Source organism: Lutispora saccharofermentans, from assembly GCF_024363565.1.
Classification (GTDB): domain Bacteria; phylum Bacillota; class Clostridia; order Lutisporales; family Lutisporaceae; genus Lutispora; species Lutispora saccharofermentans.
The window spans coordinates 323378-339589 of sequence record NZ_JAJEKE010000003.1 but is presented as its reverse complement, the minus strand read 5'-3'; the positions used below and the strand labels follow the sequence as shown (position 1 = coordinate 339589).

10 protein-coding genes are annotated in these 16212 nt (G+C 35.7%); all 10 read right to left on the bottom strand.

What is annotated here, in order from left to right:
- Positions 1 to 189, bottom strand: a 189-nt coding sequence (locus tag LJD61_RS06375) for a hypothetical protein (RefSeq protein WP_255226687.1), incomplete at its 3' end; no start/stop codon positions are given.
- Positions 190 to 427: 238 nt separating this feature from the next.
- Positions 428 to 4201, bottom strand: a complete 3774-nt coding sequence (locus tag LJD61_RS06370) for a S8 family serine peptidase (RefSeq protein ID WP_255226686.1) — start codon at positions 4199 to 4201, stop codon at positions 428 to 430.
- Positions 4202 to 4392: 191 nt separating this feature from the next.
- A complete protein-coding gene (locus LJD61_RS06365) occupies positions 4393 to 5520 on the bottom strand; it encodes a DegT/DnrJ/EryC1/StrS family aminotransferase (protein ID WP_255226685.1) in 1128 nt (375 codons plus the stop codon).
- Positions 5520 to 6173 carry an acetyltransferase gene (locus tag LJD61_RS06360; RefSeq protein WP_255226684.1) on the bottom strand — a complete coding sequence of 218 codons (654 nt, stop codon included), beginning with the start codon at positions 6171 to 6173 and terminating at the stop codon, positions 5520 to 5522. The genes LJD61_RS06365 and LJD61_RS06360 overlap by 1 nt, the downstream gene beginning before the upstream one ends.
- Entirely contained in the window at positions 6173 to 6793 is a 621-nt protein-coding gene (locus LJD61_RS06355) for a sugar transferase (protein WP_255226683.1), read from the bottom strand. The genes LJD61_RS06360 and LJD61_RS06355 overlap by 1 nt, the downstream gene beginning before the upstream one ends.
- Before the next feature lie 27 nt (positions 6794 to 6820).
- Positions 6821 to 8041, bottom strand: coding sequence for a glycosyltransferase family 4 protein (locus LJD61_RS06350; protein WP_255226682.1), 1221 nt, complete (start codon positions 8039 to 8041; stop codon positions 6821 to 6823).
- Entirely contained in the window at positions 8019 to 9869 is a 1851-nt protein-coding gene (asnB, locus tag LJD61_RS06345; protein WP_255226681.1) for an asparagine synthase (glutamine-hydrolyzing), read from the bottom strand. The genes LJD61_RS06350 and asnB (LJD61_RS06345) overlap by 23 nt, the downstream gene beginning before the upstream one ends.
- Before the next feature lie 18 nt (positions 9870 to 9887).
- Positions 9888 to 11102 (bottom strand): glycosyltransferase, encoded by a 1215-nt coding sequence (locus LJD61_RS06340; RefSeq protein ID WP_255226680.1) that lies wholly within the window; start codon positions 11100 to 11102, stop codon positions 9888 to 9890.
- A 13-nt stretch (positions 11103 to 11115) separates the two neighbouring features.
- A complete protein-coding gene (asnB, locus tag LJD61_RS06335; RefSeq protein ID WP_255226679.1) occupies positions 11116 to 12996 on the bottom strand; it encodes an asparagine synthase (glutamine-hydrolyzing) in 1881 nt (626 codons plus the stop codon).
- A 57-nt stretch (positions 12997 to 13053) separates the two neighbouring features.
- Positions 13054 to 16212, bottom strand: coding sequence for a 6-bladed beta-propeller (locus tag LJD61_RS06330; RefSeq protein WP_255226678.1), 3159 nt, complete (start codon positions 16210 to 16212; stop codon positions 13054 to 13056).

Below are 16212 nucleotides of genomic sequence, written 5' to 3'. Positions count from 1 at the left end.
TATGTTCTCATCCGGAGTAAATTTATCATTCTCTTCTTTAATAAATGAAATATAATCGTTAAGAAAGTCTTTGTCGATAAGCTTTTCTGCCCAGTGCCCGGAGAGACTTGTATCAATATCAGCAAAAATTAGAGGGCACATCGTAAATATGACTGCAATGACCAATATGGGTATTAAAGCCTTTTTCATCATAATATCACCATATTAACATAATTTTATATATTTATAATGTATTTTTCTATTTATAGTAACCTTTTTCTTATTTTACATTATTTTCATAGCTTATTCAAGTTATACTTGTCGATTTGAATAAATAAATTTTTTTTCCCTCAATCGCTGCAGAGCTTAATGAAAAAAATCCATAAAGCAATGTCATATAGCAGAAGATATAAGCATGAGGGAGCGGCAACCCGCTCCCTCATGTTCTTTACTCTATTGAAATTACCTTAAACATTCTGCCTCTTTGATAAATATTGAAGCCGCTCTGGAAATACCCTTTAACTTTTATTTCCTTTCCAACCATATTGCCCAGCATTTTATCTGTTGCCCTGTCCTTTTCATCCGCAATCAATACATATATGCCTTCACTGGTCTCAAGCTCATAATGCCTGCCCTCTATATCGCTGATTACAAGCTTGCCGCTTGCCATAGAAGGCAAATCAATTAGCCCCATGCTTTCCATTATTCTTCTCACCATCACTGCGGCCTCAGCCCTGGTCACATATTTTTTGCCGCTGAAGTTGCCTTCGCCGTCACCTGTCATTATGCCTTTTTCATATGCTGCGGCAACATCCTTGGCAGCCCAGGCAGATATCTGCTCTTTATCCTTAAAGGCCGTTTCCGAAACATCAAACTCTGGTTTTATGTTTATCATCCTGGCTATCATGGCTGCCATCTCTTCCCTGCTCACAGGCTTCTCAGGCCTGAAGGTGCCATCAGATAGCCCTGTTATTATCCCTTCCTGCACTGCTGCTCCTATATAGAGACGATCTTCACCTATTACGGATACATCCTTAAAGGATACCGAGGCTGCATCTGAAAGCCTTATATTCCTATGGGGCGCTTGCATTAGCACCTTTACCAGCATCTTGACAAGCTCTTCCCTGGTAATATATTCATCGGGCTCAAACTTATCATTCCTGCCCTCTGCAATATGCTTGAAAATCAAAATGTCAATGTCATCCTTGGCCCAGTGATTTTTGCTATCCTCAAAATCTTTGGTGTAGGCCATCACTGCATATTTGCTGAAATGATCGGTCATGAAGGTTATGGTATTATTGAATGAGTCATATACACCACCTGCATAATCCCATCGCTTGGCCTTTTCATCAAATCTGTATACACCTAATTTATTTCTCCCGTATTTATCAACATCTTTGCTATCCAGCTTTATGCTCACTTTGATCTTTTTATTGAAGCTCTCTATTTTTTTATTCTTGCTGCCATCCTTAGCCGATGCTGTAAAATCAAACATCTTTCCGTCTATAGCAGCAAGCTCTTTGGCGCCAAGGAGCTTCTTTACTTCTTCGGAGCTTAACTTTAGGGCTTTGATATTAAAAATAGATGTTTTGCTTGATAAATAATCCTTCAGTTCATCCGTTTCAAAGGCAGCCGGAGGTATATCGAATATAACGTCATTTCCTCTTATATTAAGCCTCTTCTGCAGTTTGGTCAGCTTTGACAAGATATCAAAGGATATAGAAGCAGACTGGATATCACTGCTGCCATGGGCCTTTACATCCACTATATCCGATGAATTGTTTAGCTGCTTAGCAATATCCTCATCCAAACTGTCGGTCGGCTTAGCTTCAGTCGCAGCGGTGCTGACGCTGCTCCCGCCACCTCCTCCACCGCCGCCTCCGCCGGAACTTCTGCCACCAGAACCGCCAGAACCACCACTACCGCTGCCATTGCTGTTTCCGCCCGGCGTTGGAGTTGCAGCAGATGTATCAACAATAATCTCGGATGCTGATGCATTTCCCCATTTATCAATTGCCTTTATCTTATATGTATATCTAGTATCACTTGCCAATCCACTATCTGTGAAGCTATTATCTTTAGTCTTTAAGAACTCGGCATAGCTTCCGCTCCCCGTCTTTCTCTCTATGATATATTTCTCAAAGTCTCCTGCTTTAACTCCACCCCATGTAAGTGTTACGCTTGAACCTGATTTAGAAGCTTTGAGATTTGAAGGCTTTTGAGGTGCTATGGCCTTCAACGCTGCAAAAGCGTCTGCCATTCCTCCGGCAACTGTTTTACCTTCTAAGCTTTTCAATGGTTTTACCGTATCCATTATGGCAGCTTTGATCTGAGCCGGTGTCAGATCAGGATTCTTGCTCAACAGCAATGTGGCTATACCCGATACATGCGGAGCTGCCATGGAGGTGCCTTGCATGTAAGAGTAGGGGTGCACCACAGGCACATACTCCATAACTGGCTTTACATATTCGCTTGTATGAATAATAATATCTCTCCACTGGTTCTCTATGATATCATAAGACTTGCCTTGAAATGGTTCATCATTCCATTTTACTTCCTCATTGATGCCAAATTCCATACAATCGTCAATTTTCAAATATTCCTTAAATAATCTGCTGTCTTCTATGCCTAATAAAGCGTCTTCTCCTATCAATATGAACTTTTTATTATCCTCTAAGTATCGTATTATATTGCTCTGATCATTCTCGGTAAGCGTTGTTATACCTTGCTTGGGGTTTCCGAATGCTTTACCTGTGAGCCATATAACAGCACCATATGCTTTCATATCCTCATAGAGCGGCCCATCAGCATATTTCATTACATCATTGCTTTCAGTTATATTTAAAAAGCCTAATCTATGCAAAATATCTAAATAGACTTTACATGTATCAAGACCTTCCATATCGGTTTCATCATCATCTACTACCAATATCTTATCGTTTACATTAAGGTCCATCACTCTATTGCTAACTACTTTTTCGATGAAATCTAATTTATCATTCTCTACTATAAAATCACTGATATCAAAGGAAGAATAAAAAGCTTTATATCCATATACTGCATCGGTAACAGTTATTGCCGCGGTACCTCCTATGCTGGGCATAGTGCTTAAAATTCCCCACCCAGGTGCCCCTATGTCAACCGATAAAGAGCCATAGTTAGAAAAATCAGCCTTGTTGCCTCGATTATCCACTGCCCCTACAGATATAATATTTTCGCATTCAGAAGAAGCAGGATAGACAGGCTTATTGTCATTATCGTTATTATTATTCCCTGCAGCAAAAACGAATAATAGTCCTGATTCTTTTATAGCATTTTCTAATGCTTCATCCTTAGATTTTCCTGGATCTCCGCCCCAAGAACAATTTACTATATCAGCACCATTTGCTGCAGCATACTTTATTGCAGCAACCGCATCTGATGTATAACCCAATCCATTTGGTCCCAAAAATTTAAGAGGCATTATCTTTACATTGGGAGCAACCCCTATTACACCTATGTCATTTGCCGATGCAGCAATGGTTCCGGCCACATGGGTACCATGAGTATCTCCATCTCGTTCATCGAACACTGTTTTATCACCATTATAAAAGTCCCAGCCATTGACATCATCTATATACCCATTGCCATCATCATCTATGCCATTACCGGGAATTTCATCAGTATTAACCCAAATATTATCCTTCAAATCCGGGTGATCAATATATATTCCCTCATCAATTACCGCGACAACAATATCGTCTCTGCCCGTAGTTATATCCCAGGCTTCCGGAGCCTTTATATCAATACCCTCTTCTCCTGCTTGTCCAAGTATCGTCTGGCCCCTATTATTAAATCCCCAAAGCTCATTATAGCGACTGTCACTGGGAACTATTAAAGGTTTATATATGTAGTTAGGCTGTGCATATTCCACTAAACCGCTTTTCATAAGCGATTTTACTGCGCTATCTACACTCATGCCTTTTCTCAGCTCATAGACTTCAATTCCATCATTCTCAAAAGATTTTTTTAGTCTTAGTCCTTTGCCAGATGAAAAAGAACTCATCTGGCCAGCTTGTACATCATCTTTGAATTTTACAATGATCTCTCCATCTTTATAAGGCCTGCTGCTTTTTTTGTCATATCCGGCTCTATCCGCAACAACAAAACTGGAAAGCAATATTGAAAATACAAAGATTAATACAATAAACAAGCTTAACTCTCTTTTTCTTTTTGCCAGCATGTCCCATGCCCCCTTAAAATTGTGTACTAAAATAATATCATTTTCTAACATTCTACCGTAATTGCCAAATTGCTACAACTATATTGCAAAAAGCACCATATTAATACAAATATGGTGTTACCTATGAATTGTGTGTCCTAATTAATAGCTCATAAGGCTAAAATTAATACTCTCTAAGTATTTCATTTTAGCTATACATTACGTTTTATAGACTTCTTTACGCCCTCAGATAAAACATCTGCAACGTAATCTATCTCCAAATCTCCCAAATCATTATAAAAAGGTAATGCTATGCAGCTTCTTCCGGCCGCAGCTGTGTTGGGATAATCCTCTTCCTTATAGCCAAACGATTCAACCATATATGGTTGAACATGTATAGGTGTAAAATAAGGACGGCAAGCAATGCCATTGGCTTTAAGATATTCCATTACATTATCTCTATCAATGCTTTCATCTAACCTTATAACATAAACAAACCAGCTCATCACAGTAGTATGTTCAGATGTATATGGAAGCTTAACACCCGGAATCCCCTTTAGCTTTTCATTATATTTATTAGCAACCTTATTTCTTCGTATAATAATATCATCCAGCCTATCCATTTGTACTGATCCAATAGCGGCATTTATTTCACTCATCCTATAGTTATAGCCTAACCTCTCATGATGAAGCCAGAATCCTGTTATCGCCCTTCCCTGAGATCTGTAGCTTCTACATAGCTCAGCTATATTATCATCATTAGTGACAATCATACCGCCTTCGCCCGTAGTAATCTGCTTATTAGGGTAAAATGCAAAACAAGCCGCATCAGCTAATGAGCCCGACTTAATGCCGCCATACTCAGATCCGATAGCTTCGCAAGAATCTTCTATGAGAATTAGATTATGCCTATCAGCTATCTCTCTTAACTTCTTCATATTCATTGGCTGTCCAAAGACATCAACAGCGAGTATAGCTTTTGTCCTTTCAGAAATATGCTCTTCCACTTTATTTATATCCATTTCAAGGCTCTTAGGATCAATATCTACGAATACAGGCTTTGCTTTCTCAAATAAAAAGCAATTTGTAGATGCAACAAAACTAAATGGAGTAGTTATAATCTCATCGCCTTCACCTATCCCAAAAGATCTAATTATCAGATGCAAAGCACTAGTACCGCTATTGACTCCTATGGCATGTTTAACTCCTACGTAATCAGCGACTTTTCTTTCAAACTCTTCAATTTTAGGACCTATGCTGAGCCATCCTGACTTCATCACTTCCACAACTGCATCAATTTCAGCTTGAGTTATATCCGGTCTAGCCAATTGCACTTTCATCATATGTACTCCAATCTATTTTTAATTGGCTTTGCTGGGCTCCCTACAGCAACGCAGTTAGCCGGTATGTCATTTATAACAGTAGCATTAGCTCCTATTACTGACCACTCGCCTATTCTTTTATTTTGTATAACTGTAGTTTTTGTACCCAACACAGCTCCTTCTCCTATTGTAACAAATCCTGACAAATTTACATTCCAATACAATGAAGCATAGTCTTTTATAGTAACATCATGGCCTATGCCGCATTGAGGATTCAATTGAACATGATTTCCTATCTTTATATTGCTGGTAATAACACAATTTGCTTGAATAATCACGCCTTTACCAAACTCAACATATTTAGATATAACGGCGCTAGGGTGGATTAAATTAGGATACACTACATCAGAATTTTGTATTTTATCAAGGATTTTCTTTTTTATCAGTCCATCTGAAATAGTACAGATTGCATATACTTCAGCCTTGTATTCATTAAGTATATTAATTCCACCCAATACAGTATGACCATGTATAGTCTTGCCATGTATAGACATGTTATCATCGACAAAGCCAATAATATTCCACTCATGATTCTTGCTGTTAATATCATCTATAAGGCATATTGTTTCACGCCCAACTCCGCCAGCACCTATTATGATAATATCCTTCATCACATTCCAACTCCATTATCATTGTATCCTTGAAACTTCTCCATTGTAGCATGGTTTTCAGATGATATGCCATCTCTTCTGAAAACCTTAATAACAGTCATAATCAATATCTTAAAATCAAGCCATAAACTCCAATTGTCAACATACCAAACATCCAGCTTAAACTTTTCCTCCCAGGATATTGCATTTCGTCCATTAACTTGAGCCCAGCCTGTAATACCAGGTCTCACTTCATGCCTTCTTGCCTGCTCAAGTGTATATTTATCTAAATATTCAACAAGCAGAGGTCTTGGGCCTACAAGGCTCATATCTCCTCTTAACACATTAAAAAATTCTGGAAGCTCATCTAGGCTTGTACTCCTTAGAAACTTACCAACAGATGTCAACCGTTCAGCATCAGAAAGCAGATTTCCATTCCTATCATTTGAATTTAACATGGTTCTAAACTTATATATATCAAATATTTTCCCATATAAACCTGGTCTGCTCTGCTTAAATAATATCGGAAAGCCAAAACTGAAAGCAACTACTATTGCCACAATGAAATATACAGGCAATAATAACATAATCAGCGTAAATGATGCGACTATATCAAAAAACCTTTTGAACTTTGACTTCATAAAAATGCTCCTCAGTATATATTAAAATTAATTAATGCATTCTTCTAATTTATCCACTAATATATCTATTGAATGGTACCTTTTAACATAAGCCAGCCCATTTCCCCCTATTTTTTCTCTCTCATCTTTAGGCATTTTATATAAGCTTATAATTGCCTCAGCCATAGCTTCCGGGTTTTCCGGAGGAATAGATATTCCTGCAGCTGCTTCAGAAACTATATCATTTCCACACTTACAGGCAAATACTATAGGTTTGCCAGAACATAGGTAGTCAAATAGTTTATTAGAGCTAATACCATATTTGAAAACATCTACACTCTTAAGATTGAAAATTTGAATATCGGAACTTATAAGCAAATTTGGTATATACTTTTTGTCTATATGCTCAATAAAATTTATATTGTTTATTTCTAATTCTTCAACTAGCTGTTGGATTTTGTGTTTCTCAGGCCCATCCCCTACCAGATAAATCCGAATATCTTTATAACCTTTATCACAGATTATTTTTGATGCATATATTAAATTATCCAGCTTGTTTGCCGGACCAACTGAACCGGCATATATACAGTTAAAAAGTGTTTTATCTACTATATTAAGATTGTTGCTCAAATCCTGAGCGTTTTTACTAAACTGCTCTATATTTATACCATTTGGTATGTATACTATTTTGTCTTTGCTGATATTATATTTTGATATATATTCATGTGCTAACGGCAATAAAACAATTATCTTTTGAGCTTTTTTATATACAAATCTCTCTATAAATCTAAAGAATACAGCTACCGGATGATTGTTTGAAATAGCACCCATATCAATTAAAGTTTGAGGCCATAAATCTCTGATTTCGCAAATAAATTTAGCACCGGTAAATTTCGATACAAAATATGCTGCTGCACATGCAAATAGATGAACCGAAGAACCGATAACAACATCAGGTTTCTCCATTTTTTTATAAATTCTCAAAGTGCCTATAAAATATGACACCATATTTAGAAATCTTTTAAATCCATTGCCCTCATACCTAGGGCTTGTCCTTAGAAACACGAACCTGACTCCATCTATATCCTCTATAGAATAGCTTCTCTCATCAATTATATAATCCTTTTTGTTAAAGTGATTATATGATGAAGCAAATATCGTAACACCATAACCTCTATCAATGAGCTCAAGGGCGAAATCATAATGTCTGGTACCTCCTCCCTGGCCTGGAGGGACAGCGTAATGATTAAAAATCCATAATCTTTTCATGTTGATCTACTCCATTAAAAAAACATCTCATCCATAATTCAAGGCTTATCCATCTCCACAGATGATTATAGTTGTTACTATTAATAATATCATAAAAGTCCTTATAAACTAAAGATGGATTGATATATTTGCTTGATAAGAACTCTTCTTGATTAAATATGCTTCTAAAGAACGCTGCTTGCTCTAATAACCACGTCTTCTCGGCAGTAGCAAAGCCCATTTTGTCCTTTCTAAGCCTTATGCTATCCGGAAGTGTACCTTTCATGACATCCCTGAGTATTGATTTTGACCATCCGTGCTGCAGCTTATATTTATTGGGAATCTGCTTTGCAAACTCTACAATCCTATAGTCCAAAAATGGTAGTCGTGTCTCAATAGAAAAAGCCATAGAATTTTTATCTTCATATCTCAAAAGGGCTGGTAGGGAAGTTCTTGTCAAATCCATATACATTGCCTCTTCTAAGGATTTTGGTGAAATCATACTTATTTTTTGAGAACTGCAACTGCTAATAAAATCACTATTATAATAGTTTAAAATACCTGCATTATTACTTTTAAGACCAAAAATTTTCTTTATCTTGTTCAAATCAGCCTTAGCATTATAGGATAAATTTGTTTGATCTATGCCCTTTATTATTTGAATTAGAATTTCACTAAAGTTTCTTTGAGTATATAGCTCTTTTATATAATAGAGTCTATACTTCCTATACCCTCCAAATATTTCATCAGCGCCCTGTCCATCTAATATAACCTTTACACCTTCATCTTTTGCCTTCCTCATCAAGCACCATTGTGCAAAAACACTTGTGCTTAAAAATGGTTCTTCTTGATGGTAAACAAGGTTATAAATATCTTTTATCAACCCTGATGAATCAGGAAATAAATAATTTCCGTTTATATTTTGTCTTCTCAATACTTCTTCAATATATTTTCTTTCATCATAAGCCTTATCCTCTGAGCACGATGAAAAAGTATTGACAACACTGCCTTCCAATATATCACTCATAGTACATACTATAGACGATGAATCAATACCCCCGCTTAAACAGCTGCCAATAGGTACATCAGATCTAAGCCGCAGCTCCACAGAGCTTTTAAAAAGCTTTGAAAGCTTATTCTTGCAGTCTGCATAATTCATCGCATTCTCTTCTCTTATGCTATCTATATCCCAGTATTTAATCATATCAATTTTTTTATCATAGCTTACTGTGGCATAATGGCCCGGTTTTAGTTTATAAACACCTGAAAAAAATGTTTTATCATCATAATCTACATATCCATTGATAAGATACTCATAAATGACTTCATCATCCGGCTTAACTTTATATTTCATATACTCTAAAATAGCTTTAATCTCGGATGCAAAAACAAAAACCTCATCATCTTTAAAATAATAAAAGGGCTTTACTCCCAGTCTATCCCTTGCGCAGAAAAGCACTTTGTCACAACTATCCCATATTGCAAAGGAAAACATACCATTTAACTTGCTTAAAAAGCCTTCTTTCCATTCAATATAAGCGTTCAGCAGCACTTCAGTATCAGAATCCGACTTAAACGTATATCCTAAAGACTCCAGATCGCTCCTTAATTCCTTATAGTTAAATATCTCCCCATTGTAAACAATAGCATATCTGCCATCTTGTGAAACCATAGGCTGCTGTGCATCCAGCGATAAGTCTATGATTGAAAGCCTCACATGCCCTAATCCAACCATATCTTCGTCAAAATATTTTCCGCTTCCATCGGGTCCTCTATGTTTAAGCTTGTTAATCATTCTCTCAATAACTTCTTCATCTTTTTTGCCGATCATTCCGCAAATACCGCACATATAAATCACCCATCCACTTTACTTTTCCAGTAGAGTATTGTATAGCCCCAGCAGCTTTTTTTCTTCATAATCCCATGAATATTTATACTTGTTATTTTTCATATTAGCTCTATATTTTTCAAGCAGCTCACTTCTGGCAAATATTTCATCTAATTTCTCTGCTACTATATCAGGTTTAGTAAAATCAACTGTTATTCCAAAGCCTTCTCCTTCAACTATTCTTTCAAGTTCAGGCAACTTATTTGCAATTATCGGAAGCTCCGCTGAAATAAACTCGAAAAGCTTATTAGGAGTACAGTAATAATTATTTAAACAATCTCCTGCATATGGTATAACTCCAATATCAGCAGATTGAGTATATGCTAAAAGCTTATCCTGACCAACTTCATCAATAAAATATACCTTATCATTCAAATTTAGTCTTCTTACTAAACTAATAAGATTACCTCGATAATCACCACTACCCAGCAATACCAATACTGCATTACTTTTTAGATGCTTCATGGAGTACACAAGTTTTTCAATATTCCGTCCTCCAACTATACCTCCCTGGTATAATATTATCCTGGTTTTATATTCTAGTCCCAGTATATCATGTATAATTTTTGATGAAACTTTACTTATATCAGAATATCCGTCAAGCTTATTCATAACAACTACTGCGCTTACTCCATAGGTACTGCTCAAATAGTCCGCAGCAGAATCATTTACTGTAATTATTGCATCAGCACTTTTTATATACTCCATCTCAAGCTTATGCCACTTTCGCTTTTCCATGTAACCAAAGCCTTGCTCACAGTATATCTCATGTGAGTCATATACCACCAAAGAATTATTGATCTTAGCAGCTTTGACGGCTGAAGTAAGCGAAGGCAAATCATGAGCATGGTATATATCAGCCTTCTCCATGACAGCTAATTCCAGTAGGTGACTTTCAAAGTATCTTTCGACATCAATGAAACAGCCATTTACTATATTTCTACTAAAAAACATAAGCTTTGGATGCGAAAACAAAAACTTCTTTAGATGAGAGTACACTTTTCTTAGTATATCGAACCCATTAGATTTTAAATTACTGTTATATCTAAGCACCTTTATGCCCTCATAAGAATCAAGGCCTTCCCAAGGGAAAGCCACGATACTTACTTCAAAACCGTTATCAGATAAAGTTTTCGCTTCTTGTATTATCCTTCTGTCAATCTTCCTATCATGGGTTATCATCGTAATCTTCATTTTTATCTCCATACTAGTCAATAAATGTTCTAAACCAAAGCTCAAGGCATAAAAGCCCCCATGTTACACGGCTAAACTTGCCTTCTCTTCTTACCAAACCTTCAATTTTCTCTGTATTAAATAAGCCTCTGCTTTTAGTCCTATCACTAAGAAGAATATCTTCTACATAATCCTTCAATGAATCTTGATACCATTCAACCAAAGGTACTGGGAAACCCATCTTGTCCTTACGATTTAAAACCTCAGAAGGTATTATGTTCTTAATTGACTCCTTAAACAGAGCCTTGCTCTTTCCGCCTTTAAACTTTATAACCGGCGGTATTGTTGCCAAAAGCTCTGCAATTCTATAATCAAGTAAGGGTAATCTTGATTCTAAGCCGACTGCCATGCTTGTCCTATCCTCAACATTTAGCATTGCCGGCAAGGAACCCTTCATATCAAAATATGTCATTCTGTTAATATATGAATGTACATCTTCTTTATCAAATATAGACTTAAACTCTTCATAAGGTGAATAGCTATAGCTACTCAATACTTCCTGATTAAATATATCCTTCATTCCTGCGCTTCTATCTACCAGCCTATAGTAACGCTCAGCCTGAGAACCAAATAAACCGTCCTTCCAGAAATACTGCAGCATAGGTTTATATGAATGAAGAAGGGGTAAATTCGGCACTATAGAATTCAGGTCAACAGCGTATTTATCCTTATCAGCAGTCTCCCATATAGCACCCCTGATGCATTCCTCCAGGTAAGCCACCAGATATCTGGCATATCCCATGAATATTTCGTCACCGCCCTGACCACCTAAAACAACCTTAACATGCTGACTTGCAAGTTTCGAAACAAAATACTGAGGGAATACCCCAGGGCCTGCACCTGGTTCATCCAAGTAATATATAATATCAGAGAGCACATTTTTAAAATCATCTGCATTAGGAATTATCTCATGATACTCTGTATTAGCAAACTTAGATACGATCTTGGCATATTCAGTCTCATTATACTCCCTGCCTTCGTTAAAAGCACCTGTAAAAGTTTTTAGTCCACCTTCTAGAAGGCTTGAGGCAATACAAACGATAGTACTGGAATCAAGCCCGCCGCTCAGATGGCTGCCAAGGGGCACATCACTTCTTAATCTGATCTTTGTGGCGTCGCTCAAAAGGAACATAAGATTGTCCACAAAGTAATCCTCTGTATGATATGTATCATAATTAAACTTAAGATCCCAATACTGTTGAATTGTGACTTTCATTCCCTGATTTAAATCTAATTTGAGCCAATGTCCCGGATTTAACTTCTTTATACCTTTAAAAAGGGTCTTCTCTCCCAAGGTAAATTGAAATACGATATAGTCTTTAATCCCGTCATAATTTACTTCTTTATCTACAAGGCCTGTAGCCAATATTGCCTTTATCTCAGAAGCAAATATAAACTTGTCCGAATCAGTATAATAATAAAAAGGCTTTACTCCAAATCTATCTCTTGCAGCAAATATTTCTCTTTTTCGCCTATCCCATATAACAAAGGCAAACATACCGTTAAACTTATCTACACACTTTTCACCATATTCCTCATAAGCATGTATAATTACTTCCGTATCAGAGTATGTCTTTATCTTGTGCCCTCTTTGCAAAAGCTCCTGCCTCAGCTCAAGGTAATTATATACTGCTCCATTGAAGGTAATCCATACTGTCCCATCCTCATTGCACATAGGCTGATGTCCCCCTTGAGGGTCTATAATGCTAAGTCTTTTATGAGCAAGACCTACATTGCCATCTATATGATATCCTTCACCATCTGGGCCACGATGGGCTATGGAGAGGAGCATTTTATCTAAAGTTAATTTTTCAATATTTATATTTTTGTTAATCAGTCCTGCTATTCCGCACATAATAACCCCTCCTAAAAACGCTGAAAACTAATTTATTTTTTGACCTAAATGCTATCTTTACTTAAATTGCTCATTAACTCTTTTTATATTGACTATGCTATTAAATCTATCAATAAACTTACTTGTAATTATTGAAATAGTGATACTGTCTTTATCTAGCATCTCACCCCAATACTTGTTCTTACCGATAACTTTTATTGGATTTTCATATATATAGTTAAATGTTTTAATTCCGTTTTCATATAAATCTTGCCCATATTCTTCACATTCAGAAAGAAAAACTAAAGACCAAATAAATGGTTGGATATCACATAAAATATTCTCTCCCACATTGTATTCAGTATAAAATCTATTTCCATTATCTAATATCTTTAATGTTCCGCCATCTTCTTTCATATTTCCTATCACATTAAGTGATTTCATAGCTATATCCATGTAATTTGATGACATTTCTTTATTAACATATCTTGCAGCTTTTATTAGTACTGCTGCAGAACTGGCTTGTGAAGTGCTTGAAATAAAAGGCTTTGTTGCATCTTGCCTGTTAATTTCTATATTGTTTAGCCAATATGCTTTATCTTCTTTGACAATCGCATTATCGTACAACCACTTAGCATGGTTCATGAAATCCTGTTTTTCATTTTCATCTCCAGTTTCTTGCCATTTATAATATGATAGTAAAGCTTTGTGCCCTACACCAGTTACCCAAATGTGCGCCCCATATCCCGGAGGTACAGGCACTTGAAAATTAACGAAAGAAAAATTGAAATCATATTTTACTATACTATTTTGATCTTTATAATAATCCCAATAGGTTTTAGCTTTGTCACTTGTCCCTCTATACATCTCTAAAAAAAATGATTTTGTACCTTTATAAGTATTAATTGATTCTATAGTTATCATTTTCTCTTCCAACTGCACATTATTAGTCAACATGCCTTGCTTATTAATAATGGCGCAAAGGTTCTCTATTATTACAACTGAACTTGGTGTACATACATATAAATTTCCTAATTTATCAATTTCTAAACGCTTTGGCTTAATGATATTTTTGTACATCTTGTTGGTCAAACATCCAATATATCTATAATTGGAATCAAATATTTGTAACCTATCTTTTTCAGGCTCGCTTACAACTAAGAATTCACCATCCTTGCTATAAGAAATATCATACGGTTTATAGAACCCAATGGGGGATATGATATTATGAGCTGTATTAGTCTGTAGATTTACCTTAAATACAGAGTTATTAAACATATCACATATTACTAGATTGTCGTCATTTGTAAAAACAATACTTGTCGGCATAGAACGCATACTTGTCTCACCAGATAATTTTATTAACTTTTGTACATCACCATATGGTGATGTTATAACTACATTCCCCGGCAAAGTATTGGCCATGGCAATTTTATCCTCACTAATATCAAAATCTTGAAGTCTATAAGTAAATGTGTTGATTGGATTTGTGGGATCAAACTGATGTGTAGTTAATCCCATATATAAATCCATTAATCCGCTTTTATTATAATAATTCAAGCTCCCAGGCTCATCCAATACAACTATTTGATTATTCTTTAATTTGAAGCTCCAAGGGTATATTAAATCTTTAACCACTTGACTTAATTTATTTTGCCGTACATTATATTTATCAACCACTCCGCTATTACTTTTTAGCATATATAGATTAGATTCATCATCTATTTCCAAATCATCTACACTCAATTTTAGTTCTTTTGTTTTGATCCCAGAAATCTCATTAACTATGTCATGTTCTTGCTCATCCAATGCCAGTTCTTCGCCAGCTCTAACAATTGAATACATATAGTCTCCATCAGCATGAAATCTTTGTATTCTATGATTATGTGTATCTCCAACGACAATAGTTCCATCAGTATCCACTGCCACGGCATAAGGGTAATAGAACTGACCTTTTCCTATTCCAAACTCTCCGATACTCTTTTTAAAACCGCCTTCTTTGTCAAATATCTTTATCTGGTGAGCTACTGCGTCAGCTACGTAAACTCTACCACCTGAAACCCAAACAGTAGTTGGGTATTTTAAGTTGTCTTCTTTTTCAATGCTATATCCAAAACTTCTAAGATAATTACCATTTAAATCATACACTATTACAGACGGAACTCCATATAATTCGGTTACATATACCTCATCATTATTAATAAATAAACCGTGAGGGCGAACTAATTTATCCTTAAAAGAATTATTCCATGATTTAACTAATTCTCCAGTACTATTAAACTTCAAAATATACCCATTACCATAAGATGCAACATAAATATTCCCTGCATTATCACAAGATATACCTTCCGGGTCACTCATTAGAGTATTTGTGAACTCACCTAGATAACTATAGTTTTTTGAATCAAGGATGACTATCCTATTATTTCTATAATCAGCTACATATAATTTATTCTTGCATTCAACAATAGCCGCAGGAAGTCTAAAGCTTACATTCTGATTCATCTTTAAATTAGTTAATATTCCCTCAGTAAGTTTTGAAATCCCTGTAGAGAGGTCAACCAAGAATAGCCCTCCCTCTGAATTATAGCAGAAGGCATTCGGGTTAAATATATCTTCATTTATATTATACTTATTTATCAAATCATATCTCCAACTGCTTTTTTTAGCCTTAAATAGTCCAGTGTATGCTAAATCCTCGTATGCTTCAACATAATATATGTTTTTAAAAAACATGTCACTTTTATATACTTCGTGCCCTTTACGCCCTGAAAACGTATCATTAATCGGATTTTCAAAAGAATGATTTAAATCACTTATAGATTTATTATATACCCACCCATTTAAAGGATCAGCCAGTAACCATCTATCACCCACCTTAACTTCTACCATAGCATGATTAAGAGCAAGTCCATTACCAAAAGTTGACTTAACATCTAAAACTCTGAATGGAATATTATTTTGATCAAGATAATATGCAAACCATAGAGCAGTATGACTGCAATTGCCTTTTTTACCGTCTATTACATCCCTTATTGTCATGTCCGAAAACAATGGTTCTGCTGAATATTCTTGAAGTCTATTAAAAATATCCTCTTCTAAAATATATATTAATCTGTCAATAATACTATCTGTATCCTTTTCTCTATAATCTATATCAGAATATATTTGGGTTGATATAATGAAAAATGACAAAAGTAATATTAGTAAAAATAAGCATGTCCTTCTCAATTTCAA